20 protein-coding genes and 2 pseudogenes are annotated in these 24,986 nt (G+C 58.9%); 10 read left to right on the top strand and 12 right to left on the bottom strand.

Translation table 11 applies throughout. From position 1 onward, the window contains the following. Positions 1–57: 57 nt before the first annotated feature. The 3 genes from ACYQ47_RS34605 to ACYQ47_RS34595 all read right to left on the bottom strand — a co-directional run bounded on the left by ACYQ47_RS34605 (position 58) and on the right by ACYQ47_RS34595 (position 2,306). Complete coding sequence (locus ACYQ47_RS34605; RefSeq protein ID WP_459909495.1) at positions 58–306, bottom strand: CsbD family protein; 249 nt, start codon at positions 304–306, stop codon at positions 58–60. Positions 307–376: 70 nt separating this feature from the next. Beyond that, entirely contained in the window at positions 377–559 is a 183-nt protein-coding gene (locus ACYQ47_RS34600; protein ID WP_459909493.1) for a CsbD family protein, read from the bottom strand. A gap of 229 nt (positions 560–788) precedes the next feature. Then, positions 789–2,306 (bottom strand): helix-turn-helix transcriptional regulator, encoded by a 1,518-nt coding sequence (locus ACYQ47_RS34595; RefSeq protein WP_459909491.1) that lies wholly within the window; start codon positions 2,304–2,306, stop codon positions 789–791. A gap of 858 nt (positions 2,307–3,164) precedes the next feature. On the opposite strand from ACYQ47_RS34595, the gene ACYQ47_RS34590 reads away from it, so the two are divergent. Further along, positions 3,165–4,193 carry a hypothetical protein gene (locus tag ACYQ47_RS34590; protein WP_459909489.1) on the top strand — a complete coding sequence of 343 codons (1,029 nt, stop codon included), beginning with the start codon at positions 3,165–3,167 and terminating at the stop codon, positions 4,191–4,193. Between the two features lie 351 nt (positions 4,194–4,544). Here ACYQ47_RS34590 and ACYQ47_RS34585 read toward each other — a convergent pair whose 3' ends face one another. Together ACYQ47_RS34585 and ACYQ47_RS34580 are read right to left on the bottom strand one after the other, a co-directional pair. Continuing rightward, complete coding sequence (locus ACYQ47_RS34585) at positions 4,545–4,745, bottom strand: group II intron maturase-specific domain-containing protein (protein WP_459909487.1); 201 nt, start codon at positions 4,743–4,745, stop codon at positions 4,545–4,547. 648 nt (positions 4,746–5,393) lie between these two features. Next, positions 5,394–6,473 (bottom strand): zinc-binding dehydrogenase, encoded by a 1,080-nt coding sequence (locus ACYQ47_RS34580; RefSeq protein ID WP_459909485.1) that lies wholly within the window; start codon positions 6,471–6,473, stop codon positions 5,394–5,396. A 113-nt stretch (positions 6,474–6,586) separates the two neighbouring features. On the opposite strand from ACYQ47_RS34580, the gene ACYQ47_RS34575 reads away from it, so the two are divergent. Further along, complete coding sequence (locus tag ACYQ47_RS34575; protein WP_459909483.1) at positions 6,587–7,360, top strand: helix-turn-helix transcriptional regulator; 774 nt, start codon at positions 6,587–6,589, stop codon at positions 7,358–7,360. 560 nt (positions 7,361–7,920) lie between these two features. Here ACYQ47_RS34575 and ACYQ47_RS34570 read toward each other — a convergent pair. Next, a complete protein-coding gene (locus tag ACYQ47_RS34570; protein WP_459909481.1) occupies positions 7,921–9,087 on the bottom strand; it encodes an IS91 family transposase in 1,167 nt (388 codons plus the stop codon). 20 nt (positions 9,088–9,107) lie between these two features. Continuing rightward, a pseudogene (locus tag ACYQ47_RS34565) lies at positions 9,108–9,981 on the bottom strand (tyrosine-type recombinase/integrase). On the opposite strand from ACYQ47_RS34565, the gene ACYQ47_RS34560 reads away from it, so the two are divergent. Together ACYQ47_RS34560 and ACYQ47_RS34555 are read left to right on the top strand one after the other, a co-directional pair. Then, positions 9,980–10,912, top strand: coding sequence for a sensor domain-containing diguanylate cyclase (locus ACYQ47_RS34560; RefSeq protein WP_459909926.1), 933 nt, complete (start codon positions 9,980–9,982; stop codon positions 10,910–10,912). The pseudogene ACYQ47_RS34565 and the gene ACYQ47_RS34560 overlap by 2 nt on opposite strands. Positions 10,913–11,202: 290 nt before the next feature. Further along, entirely contained in the window at positions 11,203–12,198 is a 996-nt protein-coding gene (locus ACYQ47_RS34555) for an EAL domain-containing protein (RefSeq protein ID WP_459909479.1), read from the top strand. A gap of 90 nt (positions 12,199–12,288) precedes the next feature. On the opposite strand, the gene ACYQ47_RS34550 is transcribed toward ACYQ47_RS34555, so the two are convergent. Continuing rightward, complete coding sequence (locus ACYQ47_RS34550) at positions 12,289–12,420, bottom strand: hypothetical protein (protein WP_459909477.1); 132 nt, start codon at positions 12,418–12,420, stop codon at positions 12,289–12,291. A 201-nt stretch (positions 12,421–12,621) separates the two neighbouring features. On the opposite strand from ACYQ47_RS34550, the gene ACYQ47_RS34545 reads away from it, so the two are divergent. The 3 genes from ACYQ47_RS34545 to istB all read left to right on the top strand — a co-directional run bounded on the left by ACYQ47_RS34545 (position 12,622) and on the right by istB (position 16,621). Then, positions 12,622–13,449 carry a PAS domain-containing protein gene (locus tag ACYQ47_RS34545; RefSeq protein WP_459909475.1) on the top strand — a complete coding sequence of 276 codons (828 nt, stop codon included), beginning with the start codon at positions 12,622–12,624 and terminating at the stop codon, positions 13,447–13,449. An 849-nt stretch (positions 13,450–14,298) separates the two neighbouring features. Then, positions 14,299–15,855, top strand: coding sequence for an IS21 family transposase (istA, locus tag ACYQ47_RS34540; RefSeq protein WP_459906732.1), 1,557 nt, complete (start codon positions 14,299–14,301; stop codon positions 15,853–15,855). A 16-nt stretch (positions 15,856–15,871) separates the two neighbouring features. After that, complete coding sequence (gene istB, locus ACYQ47_RS34535; RefSeq protein ID WP_459906734.1) at positions 15,872–16,621, top strand: IS21-like element IS408 family helper ATPase IstB; 750 nt, start codon at positions 15,872–15,874, stop codon at positions 16,619–16,621. Positions 16,622–16,747: 126 nt separating this feature from the next. On the opposite strand, the gene ACYQ47_RS34530 is transcribed toward istB, so the two are convergent. Next, entirely contained in the window at positions 16,748–17,911 is a 1,164-nt protein-coding gene (locus tag ACYQ47_RS34530) for a PDDEXK nuclease domain-containing protein (protein ID WP_459909473.1), read from the bottom strand. Positions 17,912–18,164: 253 nt separating this feature from the next. Here ACYQ47_RS34530 and ACYQ47_RS34525 point away from each other — a divergent pair. Then, positions 18,165–19,285 (top strand): IS3 family transposase gene (locus tag ACYQ47_RS34525; protein WP_459909471.1). Its coding sequence is split into 2 segments (ribosomal slippage): positions 18,165–18,423 and positions 18,423–19,285, totalling 1,122 coding nucleotides; the frame shifts between segments, so codons are not numbered across the junction. Between the two features lie 1,137 nt (positions 19,286–20,422). Here ACYQ47_RS34525 and ACYQ47_RS34520 read toward each other — a convergent pair. The 3 genes and pseudogenes from ACYQ47_RS34520 to ACYQ47_RS34510 all read right to left on the bottom strand — a co-directional run bounded on the left by ACYQ47_RS34520 (position 20,423) and on the right by ACYQ47_RS34510 (position 23,259). Next, positions 20,423–20,671, bottom strand: coding sequence for a hypothetical protein (locus ACYQ47_RS34520; RefSeq protein WP_459909469.1), 249 nt, complete (start codon positions 20,669–20,671; stop codon positions 20,423–20,425). A 50-nt stretch (positions 20,672–20,721) separates the two neighbouring features. Continuing rightward, a complete protein-coding gene (locus ACYQ47_RS34515) occupies positions 20,722–22,050 on the bottom strand; it encodes an NAD(P)/FAD-dependent oxidoreductase (protein WP_459909924.1) in 1,329 nt (442 codons plus the stop codon). A 480-nt stretch (positions 22,051–22,530) separates the two neighbouring features. Further along, positions 22,531–23,259: pseudogene (locus ACYQ47_RS34510) on the bottom strand (SDR family NAD(P)-dependent oxidoreductase). Positions 23,260–23,344: 85 nt separating this feature from the next. On the opposite strand from ACYQ47_RS34510, the gene ACYQ47_RS34505 reads away from it, so the two are divergent. After that, positions 23,345–24,241, top strand: a complete 897-nt coding sequence (locus ACYQ47_RS34505) for a LysR family transcriptional regulator (RefSeq protein WP_459909467.1) — start codon at positions 23,345–23,347, stop codon at positions 24,239–24,241. 252 nt (positions 24,242–24,493) lie between these two features. Then, the coding region (locus ACYQ47_RS34500) for an alpha/beta hydrolase family protein (RefSeq protein WP_459909465.1) at positions 24,494–24,986 on the top strand (493 nt) is incomplete at its 3' end.

Below are 24,986 nucleotides of genomic sequence, written 5' to 3'. Positions count from 1 at the left end.
CTGCACAATCTCCGCACGGATAGCTACTCTGGCTGGCGACCAACGCCTCCCCGCGTATCAGCGCCGCGCCCAAAGCGCGCCCAGCACAAATGCCGCAGCCGCGATCCACGCCAGCGTCGCGACAGGGCTGTCCTTGGTCACATCCCGGACGGTGTTTAGGGCCTCGCCATAGGTTTGTTGAGCCGCGCCTGCCGCTTGCCGCGCTAGACCTTCAACTTGCGTTGATGCATCGTTCGTCGCACTTCCGATTGCCGATTGCGCCTTGCCCGCGGCCCGCTGAAACGTGCCTTCCGTTTTTTCGAACATCGTGCGTTTACTCCATTAAGTTAGGTGACCTCGGGGTGCCGATCGAACCGCGATCGACACCCCAGAAAATTTACTTTTTAAACGCATCCTTGACCTTGTCAAGAGCCTTACCAGCGGTCTCTTGCACTTTGCCCTCGGCCTTTTCCGCCGCGCCTTTAGCTTCAGTCGTGCGATCGCCTGTCACCTTGCCGATGGCTTCCTTGATGGAACCCTTGACTTGCTTAGCGGCACCTTCGACACGGTTCTTGTCCATCGTTTTCTCCAAAGAAGAGGTTGAAACAAAAAGGCATGCGATGTGCTGGTCCATTTGCCTTACGACGTTTGGCACATCTCACGTCGCCAGCATGCCAGCACGTAGCGGGCCACGACAGATTCGTTTGCACTACCGTTGCTGATGCAAATGCATGCGAGCCGAGTGAGAATCACCCCTCGAAGACTGCGCGCAATATTCGACAGGCATCGAGTCTCGGTCGTGCACCGGTTCAACGCTCAGACGCGAAATGCCCCCGGGCTTGCGCCCAGACGATCGCTTCGGCACGGCTATGCACGTCCAGCTTGGCGTAAATCGTCGAGACGTGGTTGCGCACGGTGGCATGCGACAGTTCAAGTTCCTTGGCAATCTCTTTGTCTGACAGTCCGCGGCAAAGATGCTTGAAGACCTCGCATTCGCGTGCGGTCAGATCGGACAGATGGGCGCCGGCGTCGGGCGCATTGGCTTTGCGCACGTTGGCGAGCTTCTCGATGAGCGTACGGCTGAACCAGGATGCATCTTGCATCACCGTTTCAATGGCGGATACAAGCTCCATCTCTGAGCGCTTGCGATCGGTGATGTCCAGCAGCGCGATCAACACGCACTCCGTGCCGTGGATCGTGACCGGCTCGGCCGAAACGAGGCAGTCGAGAATACCGCCGCCTGCCGCCTTGATCTGAAACTCTACACTTCGAATACTGCCAGTTTGCGCAAGCAACTCGGTGATCTTGCCGTGAGCATCGTTGAGCCAAAGGGCTGTCTCGTCAATTGGACGTCCGACGATCTGTTCCGCGGTGAATCCGGTAGTCGTGGTGAACGCGTCATTGATATCGAGTGTCTTGCCGCCGTCTGACGAATAGAGAATGGTCGGCACCGGGTTCATGCGAAACGATCGTTCGAAACGCTCCTCGCTTTGTTTAAGCGCCGTCTCGGCGCGTCGGCGGGGCTCGAGATCCATGAACGTAAATAGCATGCAAGCTTCGTCGCCGATCTCGATCGGCTGGCCGGCGACCACCACAAACTTCGCGGCGCCCTCCGGAAGCCGCAATATCGCTTCCATCTGAGGGACCGTGGCGCCCTGTCGAATGCGCTCAATGCCGATGTCACGCCGCTCGGCCCCCTCCAACACGTCGAGTTCGAGCACAGAGCGCCCTACCACGTCTTCTTTGAGGTAGCCTGTCATTTCCAAGAAGCCCTGATTCACTTTGATATAGCGCTGGTCTTGCAATCGGCAGATGAGCGCGGGTGCCGGGTTGGCGTTAAACGTCTTCTCAAAACGTTGCTCCGCGCTCGCCCAATCACTGGCATCGTGCAAGATGAGGGCAAGACAATCGGGTTCGTTGTCCGCGTTGGTTAGAACCAGACTTCGAATTCGATGCACCCGATGGGAGCCACTTCCATCCATGCGCTCGACTTCAACGACAACATCGCTGAACTGTTCGCCGGCAATGACGCGATCGAGCGGATAGCTTCCGGGGAGCACCGGATGATTGTTGCGATAGCGCAAGCGGAAGCGCGCGCGATAATCTGTAACATCCGCGCCCAGTTCGTTCATCTCCGTTACGCCGTGCATCTCAAGCGCAGCCTGATTGGCCCAGACAATCGTTTGATCGGGCTCGACCAGCACGACCCCCTCGGTCAAGCCGCTGAGTATTTGATGCAACTGCCGCCGATCGGTCTGCTTGCGCAAGACCTTGTCGTCCGCTGCCGTCTGTTCTTCCTGGCTCGTCCCTTCGCTATGTTGACTCATTCTCTTTTCCCTTCTTTTTAGGTGTTCTACTGCTGTCTGCTCAATTCGGCAGTCTTAGCGGGAATCGCGCCAGTTTCTAGAAGCAAATGCTTCACCTCAAGTGGTGCGAATGCATCATGGCATTTTCGCCGCTGGCCATTAGACTTGGCATCCGTACGACACGGTTTCGTACGACGGGCGCTTTGAATTTTACGGAGAAGAAGACCGGAGAAAAAGACATCATTGAAGAAACGATAGAACGCATAGCCGAACAATAGACCACCGCTCCTGCTTCTCGCGGTCTACGCGGCTGTGCTAGGAACGTGAACGACAACCGAGTCGCATTAGGCGACCAAAATTGCGTCGACACAAGACAATAATCGATCAGTAGATCCATCGGTCGATGCCACGCTACAAAAGCAATACCCGAGCTTCTGACTAAAGCGCATGAGGTACTTGTTGTCCCCGGCTGACGTTCAGCCTTTGGCTCGCCGCAATACGTGGAGGCGCATTGCAAGTGCGTGGCCGAAGTGAGCGCTGCTACAGACTGGCGGGTGGATCGTCTGGACCGCAGATTGGTACGCAGTCTAAAGCATTGATCTTTACCTCTCTCACGTCAGAAAAGTGAGCACGCTTCCAACGACTCGACGTGTGGGCAAGAAATGCCGTTGCAACGGTCGAAGTCTCCAAGCTCAGCGCTAGCGGAGAGCTTTAGATCCTGGGGGTGTCGCTTGAAGGCACGGGGATTTTGCGCGCGAAGACGTGAAGGAGCTGCGCCACGACTAAAAATTACCCTTGCATGCCGTCGTTAGTCTTGAGGCAAGTCTAACAGCGATGTCACTGGCGCGAACAAATAGCACACCACAATGAGGAACATCAATGAAATCTCTGAATTCAACGTTTGCTGAACATCGAGTGCGCGTACCGCGCGTGTCGTGGGGCGCCGCCTTCGTAGGCTTCGTCATTGCTTTAATGACCTACCTATTCCTCTCGGTTCTAGGCACGGCCATCGGCGCCGGTGCGTTCGATCCGCTGGCAAATCGCAATCCGTTCAGTGGCTTTGGCACGGCAGCAAGCATATGGGTGGGTGTGTCAACGCTGATCGCGCTGGCAATTGGCGGATTTTTTGCGGGCCGCTCGGCTCCACGGTACGGGGCACTTCATGGCGTATTGACGTGGGCACTCACCACGTTGGCGACGCTCTACTTTGTATCGAGTGCGGCTAGCGGCGTCGTAAGCACTGCGGCTGGCGTGGCAGGACAAGGGCTTTCCTTGGCAGGTCAGGGGATCGCTGCGGTCACGCCCACCGTTGCATCGGGCGTGAAGGCGGTCCTCGATCAGAACGGCTTGACGCCTCAGATTGGCGACCTCGAAAACAATCTTAAGACCCTACTGCAGCAAAGCGGGAAGCCAGCTTTGTCGCCAGGACAAATTGCCTCCGCGGCAAATTCCGCATCGGCAGAAGGCGCGTCGAGCGCGAAGGACGCAGCCGCTAATCCTCAAGCCGCCAACACCGACCTTCAAGCGTTCTTCGATCGTCTAAAGCAGAAGGCGCAGCCTGCGATGGATGCAACGGATCGCGATGCGCTTGTGAACATCATCGTTGCGCGTACCGGGAAGTCTAGGGCCGAAGCTGAGCAGATCGCGGACAACTATGAGCAGACTTACAACCAGGCGATGGCGAAAATTCAGTCTCTGAAGCAAGCAGGCGAACAAAAGGCGCGTGAGGCGGGCAATGCGGCATCAGAAAGCATTAGCCACGTTGCCTGGGCGGCTACACTGGTCTTGACGTTGGGCGGGGCGATCTCCGCCTTCGCCGGGCTGCTCGGCATTCGTGCGGCGCGCAAGGCAGATCACGTGCATCTGGAGAAAGAACGAACAGAAGCGGGTTATCCAAACGCACATTAACGAGGGCGCCGATGAGCCCGTGTCCTTCAAAGTGATGGCACCGGCTAATCGGTTGAATTAGAAGTATTGAGGCAGCGCGTATCCGTTGCTGTCTTCGGTCGGGAGTTGCAAGTTGGAGGTCGGATCTGGGGAACGCCGAATGAGACATGACGGTAAATTCGAGATGCGGCGCAGTGGCAGTAGGTTCGATCTGTCTTTTGCCGCCTCTTTCGCGCGGCGGTGCCCTAGACACCTCGCCCTAGCTCCGTTCCCACATCCCGCTTATCGAACCGGACATGCAGATCTCCCGCATCCGGCTCTCGTACAAGACATCACGCCTTCGTACGCGGCGGGTTTACAACCAGGGAGCGGTCAGACGCACGAGACCGAAGTGCTCGTAGAAGTGCTGGGATGGATGAGTACCGCCCCTGCGACGTCGAAGCTTGTACGTGTATGTAACCTCGGACGCAACCGCGTAGCGGTGTAGCTGTCGAGTGCCAGATACACGCGTCTGTCTGGGCCTACCTTGAAGTAGTTCGCCCAGCCGCGCAGCGTGCGGTTCAACCTGCCCACCAGCTCCTTGGTCTCTTGCCACAACGTTTTGAGGGCGGTCAGGTCGCCAAGGTCGGCGTCAACGACGTTTGTTTGCCCTCAATGCAGTCGCTCTCCCACCTCCATCACCGCTTGCTAGGCGTTTCGCTCGCACGATAAGCGTATCGCTCTGGTGGAAGGTTATTCGCCTAGTCGTATCAGCCTTCCCCGATAGGGCTGTCGGGTCGGCCTGCGCATCGACCTCTTCGAGGTCTGCTCGGCGTTCACTCGCGTTACGCCCTGCACACTTGCGCTGTCACAAATTTGCGAAACGCATCACCGAAGGCTTCAGCCACTTCGTTGCCTCCATAGCTGCTCCGGTTGCTTCTGGCTAAAACATTTGCCGTGCAGAGTTTGCACCCGCTGGAAAGCGCCGCTTTTTTACGGTGCACACCCTAGACGACCAGCTGACTTCATAGAAAGCGGCCGTTTTACGCAGCTTTGCAAGCAGACATTGTCGACAGCCAGCTCTCCATTTTCGCTTCGCCTTAGATTTCGCATCAGGAGTTTCGCGTAACAAGATCTCGTCAACCCAATTCTAGTTAGATGTCAGGCGCGATCGGGGTGGCATTGTTTGACGAAAGCCGGCGCGCTGGGATCGGCCTGACCAAAGCGCGGGGGAAACCGCGTTCATGGTTGGACCACCGTCATCCTGAACGGGCCGCCATTCGCCGCAGCATGACTGATGGCTTCGTTCACGTCCTCGAGTTTGAAGGATGTCACATCGAAGTGTCCGAGGTCGAGCAGACTGCCACGAATCAGGCCGGCCATAAGCGTGACCGCTTCCGGTGGATACATCCATTTGCCCCGCACGGTAATGTCGTTGCGCATGATCCACGGATAGGGCAAATCAAGACCGTCACCGCCGAGCATGCCGACGCCGCCCATCAGCACAACACGTCCGTACGGCCGCACGGCCATCACCGCCGCACGCACCGTTCTCGTGGTCGCAGAAGGCGGCAGCAGATCGATCACACAGTCAATGGGTGCTCCGGCAGCCGCACACATCTGTTCCTGATCATCGTTTTCGTCGCCTTTAAGCTTCACGGTACGGATGCGTTCGCCGAAGCGCCTTTGCAGATCTGCTAGCACGCGTTCATTGCGGCCCGGCGCGATCACGCGGCGCACACCCATCGAGAGGGCGACAGCGATGCATGCGCTGCCGAAGTTGCCGGTCGCGCCGCTCACAAGCAATGTTTCGCCAGCCTGCAGATTCGACGCAAGCAGACCGCCGTACGGAACCAGCATGGTATTGAGCGCGCACCATTTCGCGGCATCAGCGGGATCGATCTCACCAATGCGAATGGCGCTTTCAGTTGGCACGCGCATTTGCGAGGCGAATGGGCCGTCGTGGAAATGGCGCGCGAGTCGCAGGCCACCGTCGCCGCGCGCACTCCAGCCCTGCAATGTTATGTCGGGCGTCAGCGCGTCATCGCGTGACCGCACGGTTGGGTCGCAGAAAACCCAGTCGCCTTTTTTCAGGCGTGTAGCGTCGGGGCCGAACGCACGTACGCGACCGATTGCCCCGCAGCCAGGCACGATCGGCAAATCGATCAGGTAGCGGCGCTCGCCGCTAAACACTTCCTGCGCATACGACAGCACTGGCGCGGCAGCGACGTCGACAATCACTTCGCCGGTTCCCAATACAGGATCGGCTACGTCTTCAATCGCAAGCGGCTTGCCAAGCGTCTTCAAGATCGCTGCTTTCATCTGTGTTCCTCTTCAGTGGTGATTGGACGAGGTCATTCTGACAGGCGTAGCATTGGTAACAAGGCCTGGGACTATCCTGGGATTCCGGCGTACCTCCTTGAGGATGGAAGGTCATGACAACTGCGAGCCGAAGCGAATTTGGCGATTTCCTGCGCTCACGGCGCGAGAAGCTAAGCCCTGAATCGGTGGGAATCAACAACGGACGGCGGCGTCGCACGCCCGGATTACGTCGCGAGGAGGTTGCCGAACTCGCCGGCATTGGCGTGGACTGGTATGTACGCCTCGAACAGGGCCGCACGGTGAGTCCGTCCGATACCACCCTCAAAGCGTTGGCTCGCGCGCTGCAGCTTGGCAAAGTCGAGGCGGCACATTTGCGCGCTCTAGCACGCAGCGGCGAACGGCAAACCTTCATTCGTGAAAGCGTGCCAGCACCAATCGTGAATCTGATTGCGACTCTCGAGCTTCCCGCCTATATCACGGGCAGGCGTTGGGATTTGTTGGCTTGGAATGCAGCGGCGGCCGATCTACTCGGCTTCGAGCGCCTTGCCGAAGCGGATCGCAACATTCTGGTGTTCATGTTCATCGAACGGGATTCGCGCCGGCTTTTCGGCGCGACCTGGACTAAAGAGGCGCGTCGCATGATTGCGTTGTTTCGCGCAACGCATGATCTATATGCCGACGATCCGGCCTTTGTCGAACTGGTCGAACGACTTCGTGCGCACAGCGCCGAGTTTGCGAAATGGTGGATTGCGCACGATATTCGCGGCGGCGCGTCCGGGCAGAAGGTGCTGATCCATCCCGAGCGCGGCACACAACGCTATGACTACGCCAGCTTTCAGGCGAACGACGACCCCGCATTGAAGCTCGCGATTTACACACCGGCTTGAATCAGATTTCTCCGTAAGCCAAACCCTATTGTGGGATACGCTCAACCCACAGGCGAAAATGGAACAGGACAATCCAATCTGGATGTTGTTTCGAATGGGCGCTTGTTGACGATCCGTGGTCGGAAATTAGGTGTCCGTTCTTGGACAAACTCGGTCCGACCTTAAACTGGCGAAGGAGCCCACCACTGATCGGTCCGCGTCGGACAGGAGTCGTTTAGGTTTGTTCGACGCCTGCCCTCGACCAAAGGCTCACGAGCCAACGATAACGCGTGTGGGCAGGCGTTAAATAAACCTCGAGGAAGGAAACCGCGGAGTGGTCTGAGGCGGCCGGCGTCTTCGCTATGGTGATTGATCAGTCTGTCCGGCGTGTGTTGTAGGTCGACGTCGAGCGATGCGAGCACTGGAAGAGACGTCGATGCCGGACTGGAGGCGATGCGGCGTTCGCTTGGGAGTTCGGAATCCGGCTATACAGGTGTGTATGAAGTCGAAGGCGCAACCGTCCACTCTTCGGCCGCGTTGACGCAAAGCCGACGATTGGGCGCTAGATATGAGCGCGACATTCATTGCCGTGTTCCCTCCGGTGGAGCACGAATTGGTACGGTGCGCGTCAGAATGTCGATGACGAGCATCGGCGCGCCGCAGTGCCGACAGATGAAGGTCGGTTGATCAACGACGGCCGCTTCGTGCGGTGCTGAGCTGAGGTTGGGCGCAACGCCGAGCAGCGTGCGAATCTTCGCCAGGTTGGCGCGGCGCACCGGGTTGGCGAGCAGTCCATAGTGGCGAATTCGATGGAAGCCGGTAGGCAACACATGGAGCAGGAAGCGGCGCATGAATTCGCCGGGCTCGAGCGTCATGACCTTTTGGCGGGTGCGACCGTTCTCGCGGTAGTCCTTCCAACGGAAGCTCACGCCACGCTCGTCGAAGGCGAGCAAGCGCTGGTTGGAGATGGCGACGCGATGTGTATAGCGTGAGAGGTACGCGAGCACCGCTTCAGGGCCCGCGAACGGGCGCTTGGCATACACGAACCATTCCGAGGTGCGCAGCGGCGCGAGCCACTGCGCGAAAGCCGCTCGGTCAGCGAGCTGCGCGTACTCGCTAAAGAACTGAAGCAGTCCACGCTGATGCGCATCAGTGAGCGCTTCAAGGAAGCGCCTGCGGAACAGGCGCGAGAGCACACGCACGGGCAAGAAGAAGCCAGGCCGACAAGCGATCCATCGTTCACCATTGGCTGACAGGCCGCCGCCCGGGACAATGCCGTGCACGTGCGGATGATGTGTGAGCGCTGAGCCCCATGTGTGCAGCACGAGCGTGGCGCCAATGTTGGCGCCTAGGTGTTTGGGGTCCGCCGCGATGGTGCGTAGCGTCTCGGCCGCGATGTCGAACAGCAGCCCGTAGATGACGCGCTTGTCATCCCAGGCGATCGCACTGATCGGTGCGGGAAGCGTGAAGACGACGTGATAGTACTCGACCGGGAGCAGATCAGCCTCGCGCGCTTCGAGCCAGCGGCGTGCGGCACTGGCCTGACACTTCGGGCAATGGCGATTTCGACATGAGTTATAGGCGATCTCGGTTCGTGCACAGCCCGAACAGCGCAACACGTGTCCGCCCAGCGCCGCGCTGCAGCACTGTTCGATGGCCGACATCACCTTCAACTGCCCCAGGCTCAACGCTACTGTGCGTCGCCACATTGGCCCGCAGGCGCGGAAGATGTCCGCGACCTCCAGCATCGGATCTGACCGCGCGTGCGTTACTCGGTACGCAGGCGCTCCAGCGGGTGACGACTTCGTGCAGCAAGTCGGTGGCGACCTGGACGTAAAGTGCCGTGGTCTCAAGCTTCTTGTGGCCCAGCAGCACTAAATCACGCGGATATCCACCTTCTGCTCAAGCAGGTGCGTGGCAAAACTGTGGCGCTGCGTATGCATCGATACGCGCTTGTCGATTTGTGCAGCTTCGACCGCAGCGCGAATCGCGCGATTCAGTTGCCGTGGAGTCAGCGGGTCGACCGGATCGAGTCCCGGGAATAACCAGCCGCCATCGGGCATCTTGCCTTGGGCGCGTGCCACGCGCCACCAGACTCGCAAGCGCTCGAGCAGAACCGGTGAGAGCATCGCGTAGCGATCCTTAAGGCCCTTGCCCTGTTCGACGCGCAGCGTCATGCGCTGGCTATCGATGTCGCTCACTTTGAGCGCGACCACTTCGCCGGCACGCAACCCGGTGCCGTAAGCCAGCGACAACGCCGTCTGATGCTTTAAATTACTCGTTGCCGCGATTAGGCGTCGGACCTCGTCCGGGCTGAGGATAACCGGCAGTACGCGCGGCACGCGCACCGGCTGCATTCGAGCCATCAGTTCTGGTTTCTGAAGCGTGATCTCAAAGAAGAACTTCAGCCCGGTGATTGCGGCATTTAGAGAGGTAGGCGATGTTCCGCGATCGACCAGATACAACTGGTAGTTTCGCAGGTCTTCGACAGTCGCCGTGTCGGGCGAGCGCTTAAGATATCAAGCGAACTCACGCACAATGCGCAAGTAGCCCGCTTGAGTCTTGGGAGAAAGCTGGCGCATGCGCATGTCGTCCGTCATGCGCTGACGCAGCGGGCTAACGCCCGGTTGAGTGGAGATCATGATGCGGCTCCGTGGAGGAACGAGGCGGATTGCCCCGTCATCAACATACGGAATCGCGCCGCTCCCCTCTCAAAGCCCGCCAAGTCGGGCCGTAGCCGTCAGTCTCATCGATCAGAACCGACAGTGGTTCAAGTCGTGTATAGGCTTAAGCGTTGCCGAGACGTCGCGCAACATCTCCTTTTGCGGGCACGCCATTTTGCATGATGACGTCCTGGTGATTCCCGATGCGTGCAGCGACGCACGCTTTTATGACAATCCGCTCGTCACAGGTGCGCCCGGCATTCGCTTCTATGCCGGGCAACCGCTGACAGCATCAAACGGTAGCAAACTTGGCACGCTGTGTGTGATCGATATGCAGCCACGGGAATTCCGAAGCGATGAGCGCGGACTATTGCGGGACTTGGCGCAGATCGTGGAACGCGAGATTGCGGCGATCGAACTCGCCACGGTCGACGACCTGACGCTACTGGCAAACCGCCGAGGCTTCGAAGCCCTGGCGCTACAAACGCTGCATGTCTGCAAGCGCCTGGGCCGGAACGCGTCGCTGCTGTTCTTTGACCTCGATAGCTTCAAGCAGATCAACGACACGTATGGGCACGCCGAAGGCGACCGTGCTCTTATGATGTTCGCTGATGCACTGCGTGCCGCGCTGCGGGACAGCGATGTAATCGGTCGTCTCGGCGGCGACGAATTCGTCGCGCTTCTGACCGATGCCAACGATGAAGAAACACATCGCGCGCTCCAACGCCTGCGCGAGACGCTTGCGGCGGCCAACGCTGGATCGACGCGCAGCTACGAAATCCGCTTCAGCGTCGGAGAGACACCGTTCGATCCGGAGCGGCATCAATCGGTCATCGACCTGCTTGCCGAAAGCGATGGCGCCATGTATGCGCACAAAAGTAAGCAGAGGGGCGACAGGTCGAACCGGTGAATGTAAAAGTCCGTGAAAGGTCGTCGGCGCTCTACCACAACAGGGCAGATCACTCCCCTACACTTCTTGGCGGCTTCTCTGACAGGGATTCGGATGCTGCGCGCCGGTTAAGGCGAGCGCGTGAGCCGCTGGTAAGCAGACGAACCATCTTCAGTGAGTTGCTGCGCCAACTTGCCCGCGTTTGACGGCGGATCTGATACGCATGTTTTGACACGTAACTGGTAATCGTTTTTGGGATCGCAGTTAGGTCATAGTTCGCAACCTAATCCTAACCTTGCGGAAACAACCTCATGCGATTATTGCCGCGCTATACAGCACGAATCGGCTCGCTACGAGCTGTCTCCGACGAGCGCCGTGCTGTGGCGTTGATTGTTTCCCTTGCGTCAAGTCTAGCAGGCCTCCTCGCGGCAGGCCTATTCGCAGCTCGCATCGCCGCCGCTCTGCCCATCGCACTATCTGCTTGTGGCGCGACTGCGTATGTTGGTTACCGGGTTCTCCCAAAGACAAGGTTGCGGGGCGCGGTGCGCATCGGTCTTCGGCGTGGGGAGTTCCATGTCGTCTATCAGCCCATGGTGGACACGCACACACGACATTGCGTGGGCGTAGAGGCCCTGCTCCGGTGGGCCTACCCGAGTTTTGGAGCCGGGGGCCCGGGGCAGTTCATTGGAGAGCTCGAGGGCACGCGTCTACTCGGCGAGTTGACCCGTTTCGTACTGCGCGAGGCGAATAGCGCACTAAGTCAACCGCCGTTCCCCCAACATTGGCATATCTCCGTAAACATCTGCGCGCGGTATCTGATGATGGACTGCTTCGTCGAGGATGTCTGCAAGTCCGCCGGTCTGGTGCTGGATCGCCTCGTTCTGGAGCTGACCGAGCGCAGTTGCGTCGAGCATCCGGCGCGAGTTGTCACGGCGCTTGGCCAATTGAGGCAACGCGACGTACGCCTGTCGCTCGATGATTTCGGCAAAGGCTTCAGCAATCTGGACTTGCTCGCTGACTTTCAGTTCGATTACGTGAAGGTAGACCGGCGTTTTCTGTCCATGCGCGGCGATGCGCGTATCCAGTTTCTAGAGTCGGTGGCCGGGTTAGTGCATGCATTAGGGGCCAAAGTTGTCGTAGAAGGGGTCGAGAGCGCTGCCGAACACGATATTGTTAAGCGTTCGGGAATCGACCTGGCGCAGGGTTACTGGTTTGGGAGGCCAATGGCAATCGACCAACTCCGGGTATTTGCATCGGCGTCGATAGATACATCACAAGATGGCACCGGAATGGAGCTTAAGGCGTGACCGACGAATGCAGTATGGATGCGCAAGAACAACAACCGACCAGCCTTCCCCTGCCCACAGGAAGCGCCAATGATGGGTACTTTAAGCGGGTCACCCGGGTTGCCGCGCGCGCTGGATGCGCCAATGTCCGTTGTATGTCTCGACCGTCTGGGTCAGCCAGAAGTCATCGGCGCAATCGGGTGCGAACGGGACGTCGTATTCCATCTGGAGACGTACTATCATCGGACGCTTCTATGCGAAAGACCATTCGTCGTCAGAGACGCGCGGTCTCATGTGGAGCTTGCTCAAGGGTCACTGGCATCCGGCGAATACAGGTTCCGCTTTTTCGCAGGTATCGCGCTGCGTCTGCCCTGCGGCAAACCCATCGGTGTACTGTGTGTGATGTACTCGATGCCGCGGCGCTTCACGCGCCAACAACGTTAGATGCTGGTAGACCTGGGGCAAATGATTGAAAACGAAGTTGGCCTGCGCAAGCTGAACAGCTCTGATCGCTCGCAGGTGCTCCAGGCGGTCCAACGTCTACAGACCCAGCATGCGCTTTACGTCGAGACGTTCCATCGGACTCCGGTCGCTATCGCGCATATTGGATGCGACTGGGGGTGGCGGCCCATGAAAGATGCCTGCGTGAAATTCTTCGCGCACTCGCGCGCTCCGCTGACGAAAAAGAACGTACTCGATCTGCTGGATGCGAACGACCGGACCAGGCTTGAACGGTTCGTACAGGTACTCAATCATGGCCGAGGGGGTGAGGTCCAAACGCTCGACGTGACGTTTCGGTTGCGCAACGAGCAAAGAAAGCCCGCGCGAGTGCGGGTGGCACGAAAACAGACGACGTCGTCCCGCGACGAAGGCTGGCTGTTCGTCATTCACGATACCCAGGCGGAGCAACATGAAAAAGCCGCACGTGATGCGCGGGAGGCTGCGTTGCAACGGGGAGCCCATGAGGCCTCGGAAGGTCTGCGCAGGGCGCATGAGCAACTGACGAGCACCGAGCGACAATTAAGAGCCACGCGCATAGATTTGCGCGCCATCGCTGACAATCTGCCGGCCTTGGTTGCTCACGTCGACGGTGAGCGACGTTATCGCTTCGCCAACTCGACCTGTCGCAAGTGGTTCGGGGTAGACCCGGAAGAGATCGTGGGACGGCGCGCCCATAAGGTTCTCGACGCTGACTATTTGACTGCTATCGAGCTGTACGTCCAGCGCGTGCCCAACGGTGAAAGGGTTGTATCAAGTCGGAGCGACGCTTAACGGGAGTCAACGTATCCTGCGTGGTGTGCTAGGAGGGGCATGGTACTGCGTTTCATGTTGGAACACTCGTAAGAACTCTGTTCGATTCGTTTTATCTTTCTGATTACGGCTTCGACCAGGCAGAAGTTAATCTCTTTTGCGAAGTGGATATCATTCTGGGTCGGATTGTCTTGTCGGCAAATGATACGGAGAAGTGGGAATTCGATATGGAGACCGACAAAGCCGTTTGGCGGCTCCTCGCACTCTTCGACAGTCAGCTATGCTCGGTTCCTGTTCCCACCCTTGTGCTCGCGCACCGGACGTCCGAAGCAAACCTCAATGCTAATCTTGAAAGTCGCCTATCGATCCTTGCACTGGTAAGCCGGTACAAGGACAAAGGGTTTCTCACACGCGGCCCCGCAAGCGAGAACGTTCGTTGGCTCAAGCCGAAAAGGTCTTACCTTGCCCGCCGCCTACCAAACGTCGAATTGGCGAAGCTTGAAGACTGTACGCGGGCTCTTGGTTTTGCGCAGTCCTAACCCAAGCGTGTCAGTCCTGCATGAACGTCAACAGGTGGCGCAACGGAAGAGGCGCAGCGTACTCCAGTGCGTATTCCGGCGAACGTGATCACGCATTTCAGCGGATCGTGATCGCGGATTCCGAATGATCGTGATCAGCCGTTTCGGTTGATCACGATCGCCGATCACAGATTTCCGAAACGCGTGATCACGATGCCGGAATGAGCGATCACGGGACCGAAACGGGTGATCACGTAACCGGAACGTAATCCGGGTTTGAGTCTGGCGGCGGCGTTGCGCATGTATTCACCGGCGGCGTTAGCCTGCTCCCTTTTTTGCGGGAGAGGCGCTGATGCCGACACCTCGGATGAGCATGCGCAAATTGAAGGAAGTCCTGCGACTGAAGTGGGCGTGTGGCCTGACGCATCGTCAGATCAGCAGGGCCATCGGCATCAGCGTCGGAGCCGTGTCGAAGTTCGCGGCCCAGGCCAGCCAGGCGGGACTCGACTGGGCCGCAGCCCAAGCGCTGTCCGACGATGAATTGGACGCGCGCCTGAGGCCTGCGGCGACCGATGCCACGGCGACAGCGTCGCGACGCATCGAGCCTGACTACATGGCATTGCATCGCGAGCTGCGTCGCAAGGGCGTGACGCTGCAACTGCTGTGGGAAGAATACGCTGAAGCGAACCCCGGCCAGCGGACCTACCGCTACACGCAGTTCTGCCAGAAGTACAAGGACTGGGCGAAGTCGATCAAGCGTTCAATGCGCCAGCAGCACCGCGCCGGCGAGAAGCTGTTCGCCGACTTCGCGGGTCCCACTGTGCCGATCCTCGCGCGCGATGGCGGCGTTGAGTTCGAGGCGCACGTGTTCGTTGCCGTGCTCGGCGCATCGAACTACACGTTCGCGTGCGCGACCCGCACCGAGACGATGGCGGACTGGATTGGCAGCCTGTGCGACGCGCTGGAGTTCATCGGCGGCGTGCCCGAGCTGCTCGTGCCCGACAACCCGAAGGCGCTGATCGCGCGGCCCGACCGTTACGAACCCGGACTGGGCACGACCACGCAGGACTTCGTGAACCACTACGGCACGGCAATGCTGCCGGCGCGTCCGCGCAAACCGCAGGACAAGGCCAAGGTCGAAGTCGGCGTGCAGATCGTCGAGCGCTGGGTGCTGGCCCGGTTGCGCCACTATCGCTTCTACAGTCTGGCCGAACTCAACAAGGCCATTGCAGAACTGATCGCCGAGCTGAACCAGCGCCCGTTCAAGCGGCTCGAAGGCAACCGTCGTGAATGGTTCGAACGTCTGGACCAGCCCGTACTGCGCCCTTTGCCCGTGCGTCGCTACGAGATTGCCACCTTCCAGAAGTGCCGTGTGAACATCGATTACCACGTCGATGTCGGCGGCCACTATTACAGCGTCCCGCACAGCCTCGCGCGGCAGGAGGTCTGGGCGCGCATCACACGCCACGGCGTCGAGATCCTGCATGGCGGCAAGCGTGTCGCTGCGCACGCACGCTCGCGCCTCAAAGGTAAACACACGACCATCGCCGAACACATGCCGGCCGCGCATCGCGCGCACATGGAATGGACTCCGGGCCGCCTGCTCAACTGGGGCGCATCCGTCGGCCCCGGCGCCGAGGCTGTCGTGCGACACCTGCTGACCAACAAACCCCACCCCGAGATGGGCTATCGCGCCTGTCTCGGTCTGCTCTCGCTCGCGCGCAAGTACGGCAAGCACCGCCTCGAAGCCGCGTGCCAGCGCGCATTGAAGATCGGCTCGCCCACGCGCCGCTCCGTGCTGTCGATCCTGGAAGCGGGGCTTGACCTGCAGCCCTCGCTCCCTATCACGCTCACCGAATGGCGCTCGCCCGAGCACGAGAACGTGCGCGGTCCCGACTACTACCACTGACCCGAAGGAGATCACAATGTTGATGCAGCACACCCTTACCCAACTGAAGGCGCTGAAACTGGACGGCATGGCCCGCGCCTTTGAGGAGCAGTCGGCGCTCACGGCCAGCACCAGCCTGTCGTTCGAGGAGCGCGTGGGCATGCTCGTAGATCGCGAGCTGGCCTGGCGTGATACGCGGCGACTCGAACGTCTGCTGCGCGCGGCGAAGCTCAAGAACCCACAGGCCTGCGTCGAGGACATTGAATACCGGCAAAGCCGTGGGCTGGACCAGCGCATCGTCGCCACGCTCGCCGGCTGCGACTGGGTGCGCAATGCGCAGAACCTGATCCTGACTGGCCCCACGGGCGCGGGCAAGACCTGGCTCGCATGCGCGTTCGGCCAGCAGGCGTGCCGTCAGGGCTTCTCGGCGTTCTATGTGCGCGTCGCGCGGCTGTTCGAAGAAATGAAAATCGCGCACGGCGACGGCAGCTTCACACGTCGGCTCGCGCAACTCGCGAAGATCGATGTGCTGATCCTCGACGACTGGGGTTTGCAGGATCTCGACCAGGCCGCGCGCAACGATTTGCTCGAAGTACTTGATGATCGTGTCGGTACGCGCTCGACGGTGATCACCAGCCAGTTGCCGCTCGAACACTGGCACGCGTGGCTGCAGGATCCCACGCTCGCCGATGCGATTCTCGACCGGCTCGTGCATCAGGCCCACAAGCTTCCGGTCAAGGGCGATTCGATGAGAAAGAAAACAAAATACGAATCCGCTGACGCCTGATCGTGATCACCGTAGCTATAATCCATTGACCGCGCAACACCACCTTCCAGACTGATCACGTTCGCCGAAATGACTGATCACCATCGCCGAAATCCGCATACTCCAGGCCTCCCACGGATTGAGACTTCATCGGGGCCTGCCGAGTGATTGCCTTTTCTCCAGTTCAGCGCGGGTCCGTTCAACCTCTGCTGCGATCAGAGTTTCGTCTGGTAGGACAGTCTGGTATTCGGCTGCCAGAATCTTGTTGGGAAGATTATCCAGCGCGTAGTGAGCCTCTGCTGATCCCTTTTCGGCGCACAATATCAAGCCTACAGGAGGGTTCTCGCCCGGCTTGACCCAATGTTCACGCGCGTAATTCAGATAGAGATGCATCTGTCCTGCATCGGCGTAGCTGAAGCGGCCGACTTTCAGGTCGATGATTACAAGACATCTCAAGCGCCGGTGAAAGAAGACCAGGTCCACCCGAAACCACGTATCGTCGATCCGAAGCCGGCGCTGCCTGCCGACGAAAGCGAAATCGTCGCCGAGCTCAAGTAGAAAGTCGGTAAGTCGCTGAATCAGCGCCGCTTCCAGATCCGACTCAGAATATTCGTCTTTTAGATCGAGGAACTCCAGAACGAACGGGTCGCGGATTGCTTCCTCTGGCGTAAGCGTATCGCGCGGTTCAGTGGCGCGGGCTTTGGTCAGGAGCGCAGCCTTGTTGCGCGACAGGGCGAGCCGCTCGAAGAGCTGCGTACCGATTTGCCGATCGAGCTGCCGTACCGACCAGCCTTCGCGTAGCGCTTCAGTTTCATAGAAGGCTCGGGCTGCGGCCGCTTTCACTGAGAGCAATCGGACGTACGCTGACCACGGTAGAGCAAACCGCGCTTGCAGCACCAAAAAGTCGGGCTTGTCCGCGGCGCCCGGTGTTGGCTGTTCCGTTCGAGATTTTCCAGACACCGTCTGGACCATGCCGACAGCCGAAGATTTTCCAGACGGTGTCTGGAAAATCGTTTCCTCCGGCCACGCCAAGTAAAACGCGCGCATGTTAGCCAGATTGGCACGCCCGAAACCCCGGCCGAAGCGGACGGTCAGATCTTCGGCGAGCTGTGAGATGAGTGCCTGACCATATCCTGCCCGATCCCGGCCGCCCTGCTCGCTCTGCACTATTCGTCTTCCGATTTCCCAGTAGGCGGCCGTCATCAAGGCGTTGACGCTGCGCGAAGCAGCTCGCCGCGCGGACTCGACCACACCAACGACTTCTTGATGAAGCGCAGCATAGTGGCTTGGCACGATCTCGGGGTTTGTCACGTTATTTGACCGCATCCTGAAACATCCTGGTTGACGGCAATTTTAAAGCCTTCTGAAGCAAAGCCCGGTTCATTGGCGCCGATGACACGGCCGGCTCGGCAGCTGGGACCTGCTGATTAAGCCGTGTTCGGTGAAAGCTGACCGGCCGCCTCGACCGCAGGCCACCAAACATCACACTTCAGTGGCCTGACCTGCCCCGGTAACTTGAGACCGAATTGATCTAGGATAACGGCGCATCCATACGGAGCGCGTCATGAAGAAGAGTCGATACAGCGATGAGCAGATTGTTCGGATCTTGCGAGAGGCGGACAGTGCGCCGATTGCCGAGGTGGCAAAGCGACACGGTGTCAGCGACGCGTCGATTTACGCGTGGCGCAAGCGATTTGGCGAAATGGTCAGTGACGACGTCAAGCGATTGAAGGCGTTAGAGCTCGAGAACAACCGACTGAAGAAGCTCGTGGCGGAGCGTGACCTGGAAATCGAGGTCATGAGGGAGATTTCCGCAAAAAAATGGTAAGCGCACAGGCACGCCGCGAGCAAGCCCGCTATGCCATTTCGCGCGGGCTGAGTCAACGACGTGCGTGTGCGCTGATTCACGTCAGTCGCGCCAATCTCGGTTACATCAGCATCATGCCGGGCAAGAACGGCCCGATCGTGGAGATGATGCGACGCCTCTCGGGTGATTATCCCCGCTTCGGCTCGCGGCGCATCCGCATCATGCTGGGCCGCGAAGGGATCGTCATCGGCAAGGAGCGGTGCAGCCGGTTGTGGGCGCAAGCCGGCCTTCAAGTGCCTCGCAAACGACGCCGACGCCGCGTTGCCGGTTCGCGTCCTCGACCGCTTGCTCCGAGCGCTCGCAACGCCGTATGGAGTTACGATTTCGTCTTTGACGCGTGTGCCAACGGCCAGCAACTGAAGTGTCTGACGGTCGTCGACGAGTACACGCGTGAATGTTTGGCCATAGATGTGTCTGGCTCGATCCGATCGGCCAGAGTCATTGAGGTGCTGAGCAAGCTAATCAGCGTTCACGGCGCGCCACGCTATATGCGAAGCGACAACGGCCCCGAATTCGTCAGCGCAGCGTTGCTCAAGTGGGTGGTATCGGAGAAGATCGAATCGGCGTTAATCGATCCCGGCAAGCCATGGCAGAACGGCACGAACGAAAGCTTCAACGGTAAATTCCGTGACGAATGTCTTGCTATGGAATGGTTTCGCAATCGGATTGAAGCCAAGATCGTGATTGACGACTGGCGACGGCATTACAACGAGGTTCGACCGCATTCGAGCTTGAACTACGACACGCCGCTGGCGTATCGCCAGCGCTTAGAAACCAATTCAACCCAAGCCGTTATTGCTAGAACGCAGTGGTCTTAGAAAAACGGGCAGGTCAATACGAGCACCAAAAGCTACGAATGAATCTTTTAGCATTTGGTATGCATTCATCCATTTCATGCCGAACACTAAGCGCGAACCAGCCGTTAAGAAAATATAGAGCGAATTGTTGCAGGTAGCGTCCGGCCGCAAGTTCAGCTATGGCTGGTGTATGGGCGGCGCGTCTGGTCAATCGAAGCTCCGGAGAACCGTAAGAAAAGGCCTACAATCATCTGCTCTCAAAAAGGAGCTCAAGTCATCCTTGCTTCGGTCCTCGTCGACTTCCAACTCGATGGATCCGATATTGTTCTCAACAATCTCGACTCTTACCTCTTCCGGGTCCTCTTCGATCTCGAGGTTGTTCAGTGGAAAAGCAACGACTCGGAAATCAATGCCCAGCGCGCTCACCTCTGCGATGTACTCACCGTCCTCGTCATCGCGTAGGACGTCATCGTCGATAATTGAACGCTTTTTTTGGTGAAAATCCTTAGAGTTAAGGTAAGACGCTCCTCTTCCTGGGTTTTAACCTCTACGACAAGAAGCTCGGCATCTCCTGAAAGTCCAAGCACAGTCTTTCTCCAAAGAATCCAGCGTCGAAAACACGGGCAAAGCATCTAGACCGGGATCGAATGTCAACCAACGACTGACGTTGAAGCTGGACGAGCATCATCGAAAAGAAGCATGCGCGATTAACCATCCAAACGCCTGTATGCGTTGAGATGGCAAATTAAACCGCGACGGTCTCCCCGCTTATCTAAGAGCATTGCGAGGTTGTGATGGGCATTTGCGTAAGGTCGAGGACCAGACACTGCTCGTAGCTCTGCCTTGCCTCGTCAAGCCGCCACATGGTATCAAGTGCCACCGCTTTATTGAAAGCAACATCGTTTGGAAAATGCCGCAGCGCTTCGTCAAAAGCCTGACACGCCTCGCGCATTGTTGCTCCTGCTCGCACAGCAATGCGCCTAAGTCGACGTACGCGTCGTAAAACGGCTCTGGAGCCAAATCGCTTGCTCGTCTATAGTGACGCTCGGCGGCAATCGGATCGGTCTCGATCAAGTACTCCGCCGGGTCTTATCGCTCCCGCGCCTGTGCCGCTGCGACGCTCTTCTGCTCAGGTGCCGCATCTAGGGGCATCACGCTTTAAGCAGCCTCTGCAAGCTCGAAGTCGAACAACATCTGGCCCGTCACCGCATCCCAGCGCGACTGCTTCGCCTTGACGACAATCGAATTGCCGTCCGCTGCCACCCTGATCCCCGATAAAGGCAGTTCCTTAGGAAGCTCACGCTTCAATCGGGCGAGAGCATCGCGTAGCTTTCGAGATGAGGCCTTAGATGAACGCAATTGTATCGCCGTGCGCAGCAGCACAACATTCTGAAACGAGAAGCGCAAGGTATTTCGGGGCCCTCGGGAATACTTGCACGCAGTCTTTCCGCATCAACTCACATCATTTCGGGACTGCCCAGTTTTGTTCCGTCTGAAAAGCGGGCAAGTCTGTAGGGGTGAATGTCGAACTGCGGAACCTCGTCCATGACCAAGCGGCTTACGATCATGCCGGCGCCCGGCCCTAGGCCGAAGCCGTGTCCGCTAAAGCCGGATGCGATCACAAGGCCGGGCTTCGCCTCGACTTTCGAAATGACAGGGACAAGGTCGGGCATCGTGTCGATTGCCCCTGCCCATGCGTGAGCGATCCGCATGTGCGACAACTCAGGAAACACGCTGGCCACGTTTTGCAGGGCTCGTCCGAGCCATTCGTTATCAGGACGGGGATCCAGTACGCGTGTTTGCTCGAACGGCGAGACGTCGTCACCGAGCCAGGCTGCGCTTGCCTCTGCTCCATGGAAGAAGCTTGCACCGACGCGTATCTTCAGTTTCTTCTTCAGCTTGCTGCGAAACATGCTGCGGAATTTCACCGAATGCCGCAGATTCTGTGGAGCGAGTTCCACGCGCCCGTACCCGGGAACAGCAATGGTATAGCCGCCGTCCAGTCGTCGCCTCAGCGCAAAGTCCGGTCCGGAAAAACAGCCGTCGATGACGGCTGGTGCCTCGGCGGTTCGCAACGCCGTTCCGATCACGTTGATGGCGGGAAAGTCGATGCCGTGGCGCTGGCAGAATAACGCGCTCCAAGCGCCTCCCGCGAGAACGACCGCGTCGGCTGCGATTCGACCGCGCTCCGTCCAGACCCCGGAGACCTTCCCCGCACTCGTGTCGAGACTGCGTACCGCGCAGTTCTGATAGATTCTTGCGCCAAGTCGCTGTGCGCCGCGAGCAATCGCAGGTGTGGCCTTGGACGGCTCGGCGCGCCCGTCCGTGACCGACCAAAGTCCTCCAGCCCACTTCGCACGTCCGGACGGAAGGCGCGACGCAAGTTCGCGCGCACTTAGGATTTCGCTCTTAAAGCCGAATTCCCGCGCGCGGGCAAGCCACGATTCCCACTGTGCGATGTCAGACTGATGTTCGGTGCCGTAGAGGATGCCCGCTTTTCGAAACCCCGTATCGTCCGCCAGCTCATCGCCGAGCTCGCTCCAGCGCTTAAGGCTTTGCATCGCGAGCGGCAATTCATGAAGGTCACGGTTTTGCTGACGCACCCATCCCCAGTTGCGCCCCGACTGCTCGCATCCCATGACGCCTTTTTCAAGCAGGGTCACTTGGACCCCGCGTCGCGCGAGTTCATAGGCGGCGCTAGCGCCGACGATACCGCCGCCTATCACCACCACATCGCATCGCTCGGGGAATCCTACGCTGTTCGTGACTTCGTCGATCCTTAGCATTTCGTAGCCGTTGGGTTCGCTTGCGGTTATCTCAGTCAAGTGCTACGGCGCCGCGCCTGTCGCAACGACGCGGCAATCCAAAGAGTGACTACGATTGTGAGCACTCCAACCATTTGGATGATAGGACGATCCTGCTGTTCCTCGGACTCATCCAGCGGTGCAATTGGTGAGGTCAATGCAAGGCGTACTTTAAGCAGTCCGCGGGACGTTTCGAGAGCGCGAGTTGCGAACGCCTGACGGCGAAAGGCCGCCCTGCCTGCGGTCAGCTATCACGCATACGTGAGCGACGACGGTTATATCGTCATGCGGTTTGCCCATGACGATGAAAAGCTCCTCGGCTAGGCCTCGTACACGCGGCTTCTCGATTACTGCTAGCGCCTTTGGCGAACAAACTGGTGCTTCACGAGTCACTAAGATAGTCACGATGGGCTATACGGTGCTCCGGAAGTGGCGGGGCGCTGGTCGGGCGCCCGTGAAAGGTCAACGACCGGCGATTAGACCGCCATCAACGTGGAGGATCTCGCCAGTTGAGAAGGCGGCGTCCTCAAGGTAGAGCACTGCTCGGACAATAACTTAAATCTCGCCAAGCTTGTTCATGGGGTGAAATGCAGCCAGCTGTTCTACTATTTGCAGATCATGCATGGGGGTCCGGATGACGCCCGGAGCTACTGCGTTCACGCGGATGCCGCGCGTGGCATACTCGATCGCCATGCTTTTAGTTGCTGAGTTCATCCCGCCCTTAGTCAGCATGGCAACAAAGGCGGGAGAGCGCGAGCTGGCGAATTCAGCCGTGGAGGCCGTAATCTGAACCACATGGCCGCTGCCCTGCTTCAACATCACCGGGATGAGTTGCTGAGTGGTAAAGAAGAATCCGTCCAGATTAGTTCTTAGCTTAAGCCGATAATCCTCTTCGCTGTATTCGATAAACGGCTTGCCGATGAAGACGCCGGCGTTGTTGACTAGCGTGTCAATGCGGCCGAACCTGTCCAGAGCTGCCGCGACTAAATGCTTGCCCGTCTCTTGGTCGCCGATGTCGCCCGTAACGGTCACCAAGTCCGGATCAGCTAAGGGCTCGATCGAGCGCGAGGTAGCGACAACGCTGTAGCCACGGGCGCGAAAACCGTTGACAATGCCCTCGCCAATGCCCTGCGAGGCGCCGGTGACAATGGCTCTTTTTTCTGAGTCATGATATTTCTCCCGGCTGTTCACCGAACCCAGATGCCGTTGGCATCCGGTGGTATGGACAGTAGGTTATCGCTGGACTTCGGGAACGGGGAGTCGGTATCCTTGCGCAATGACTGTTAATAAACGCACAGAGCTTGACTGGCAAGACATGCGGATCTTTCTGGCCCTTGGGCGCTACGGAAGCCTGTCCGCCGCAGCACGCGCACTGCGCGTCAACCATGCGACGGTCGCTCGCCGTGTTCAGTCTCTTGAGGAAAGCGTGGGTCAGAAGCTGGTCGAGCGCAGACCGGAAGGATACGTACTGACACCTGCCGGAGAGAACGCATTGCAGGTTGCAGCAACGATGGAATCAGCGGCGCAGACAATGAGGCCTGCCGGGTCGATCGATGACGGTGGCAAATTCCGAGGCTTGGTGCGCATAAATGCACCGCCCGCACTAGCTCAGGGCTTCCTACTTGCTCGTCTCACTCAGCTTGCTGAATCATATCCCGGTATCGACATCGACCTTGCAACGAACCTTCGTTCTGTCAGTCTCGAACGTCATAAAGCAGATATCGCAGTGCGCGTAGGCCGGCTCGTCGACGCGGACCTGATTGCCAAGTCACTTGGTAGCATGGCATTTGGCTTTTATGGAGCCACAGCGCATTGCGAGCGAGCCGAACGCGGAGAGCCGCCTGTTTTTGTGAGTTTCAATGAGGAAAGTGCTGACATGCCGGGCACAAGCTGGCTGACGCAGCACTTCTCACAGTCTCGTGTTTCATTTCGCGCCGAGAATCACATTCTACAGGCCATTGCGGCGCGAGACGGTGCGGGCTTAGCTTTACTCCCCCATTATCTGGGCCGAGCCTTGCCTGGACTAAACCCTTGCTCACTAAGTCCCTTGCCTCCCGCGCGAGATATGTGGCTCCTTATACGGAAACAGGACCGCAATGTCCCGACTATACGAGCGGTGATGCAGCACTTAATCGACTCCTTCAAAGAAAATGAAACGCTTTTCGCCGCTTGACTTCTCGGCGCCACAGATTTTTCTGGCGTGACGCCACCGAATCCGGGTATTTTGACAATCCTGTTGCTGGCTTGCGGTCATCAATCGACACATCGCGGCTGCGGCGCCGTTCACAATGGGGGCGCGCCTCCATGGATCGTCCGGCGATCTTCGCCTGCGTAATGCCTTGCCGGAGGTCGCCACATACGCTTCCCCAATGCCTCATCGATGCAGAATCGGCCGCTAAGGCCACAACGACACCACCTGAAAACGATGGACGACCGCGAATCCCTTTCTTTGGCACTGCCCGACTGCACTAAGGTCTCTGCGCTCCTCCAAGCGCCGGGGGACGCGCGAGCCCTTTACGTCTTTGCGCACGGTGCTGGGGCGGGCATGCAGCACGCCGGCATGTCGTCATTGGCCGACGCGCTTGCTGCGGCTAAGGTCGCCACATTGCGCTTCCAGTTTCCATACATGGAGCGGGGCTCCAAGCGAGTAGACTCGCCGGCCGTGGCACATGCTGCCGTGAAGGCAGCCGTCGCGGAGGCCCGCCGGCGACTGCCAGCCTTGCCGCTCTTTGCAGGCGGCAGGTCGTTCGGCGGCCGCATGACTTCCCAGGCCCAAGCCATTTCCCCGCTCGACGGCGTGCGCGGCCTCGCTTTCGTCGCATTCCCGCTGCACCCTGCGGGAGCGCCCGACGTGGAGCGGGCACGGCACCTAGCTGACGTCACGGTGCCGACTCTCTTTCTGCAGGGCACGCGCGACA

Source organism: Caballeronia sp. HLA56 (assembly GCF_054655155.1).
Note: the sequence above shows the minus strand (reverse complement) of the source record. Positions and strands in the feature narration are given on the sequence as shown.

Excerpts from the sequence above, each read along its gene's own strand:
- ACYQ47_RS34590 (WP_459909489.1), top strand. The coding sequence starts at position 3,165 with ATGAAATCTCTGAATTCAACGTTTGCTGAACATCGAGTGCGCGTACCG.
- ACYQ47_RS34570 (WP_459909481.1), bottom strand. The coding sequence starts at position 9,087 with ATGCTGGAGGTCGCGGACATCTTCCGCGCCTGCGGGCCAATGTGGCGA.
- ACYQ47_RS34600 (WP_459909493.1), bottom strand. The coding sequence starts at position 559 with ATGGACAAGAACCGTGTCGAAGGTGCCGCTAAGCAAGTCAAGGGTTCC.
- istA (WP_459906732.1), top strand. The coding sequence starts at position 14,299 with ATGCCGACACCTCGGATGAGCATGCGCAAATTGAAGGAAGTCCTGCGA.
- ACYQ47_RS34555 (WP_459909479.1), top strand. The coding sequence starts at position 11,203 with ATGCGATTATTGCCGCGCTATACAGCACGAATCGGCTCGCTACGAGCT.
- ACYQ47_RS34575 (WP_459909483.1), top strand. The coding sequence starts at position 6,587 with ATGACAACTGCGAGCCGAAGCGAATTTGGCGATTTCCTGCGCTCACGG.
- ACYQ47_RS34595 (WP_459909491.1), bottom strand. The coding sequence starts at position 2,306 with ATGAGTCAACATAGCGAAGGGACGAGCCAGGAAGAACAGACGGCAGCG.
- istB (WP_459906734.1), top strand. The coding sequence starts at position 15,872 with ATGTTGATGCAGCACACCCTTACCCAACTGAAGGCGCTGAAACTGGAC.
- ACYQ47_RS34545 (WP_459909475.1), top strand. The coding sequence starts at position 12,622 with ATGCTGGTAGACCTGGGGCAAATGATTGAAAACGAAGTTGGCCTGCGC.
- ACYQ47_RS34505 (WP_459909467.1), top strand. The coding sequence starts at position 23,345 with ATGACTGTTAATAAACGCACAGAGCTTGACTGGCAAGACATGCGGATC.
- ACYQ47_RS34580 (WP_459909485.1), bottom strand. The coding sequence starts at position 6,473 with ATGAAAGCAGCGATCTTGAAGACGCTTGGCAAGCCGCTTGCGATTGAA.
- ACYQ47_RS34550 (WP_459909477.1), bottom strand. The coding sequence starts at position 12,420 with ATGATAGTACGTCTCCAGATGGAATACGACGTCCCGTTCGCACCCGAT.
- ACYQ47_RS34560 (WP_459909926.1), top strand. The coding sequence starts at position 9,980 with ATGATGCGGCTCCGTGGAGGAACGAGGCGGATTGCCCCGTCATCAACA.
- ACYQ47_RS34515 (WP_459909924.1), bottom strand. The coding sequence starts at position 22,050 with ATGCTAAGGATCGACGAAGTCACGAACAGCGTAGGATTCCCCGAGCGA.
- ACYQ47_RS34605 (WP_459909495.1), bottom strand. The coding sequence starts at position 306 with ATGTTCGAAAAAACGGAAGGCACGTTTCAGCGGGCCGCGGGCAAGGCG.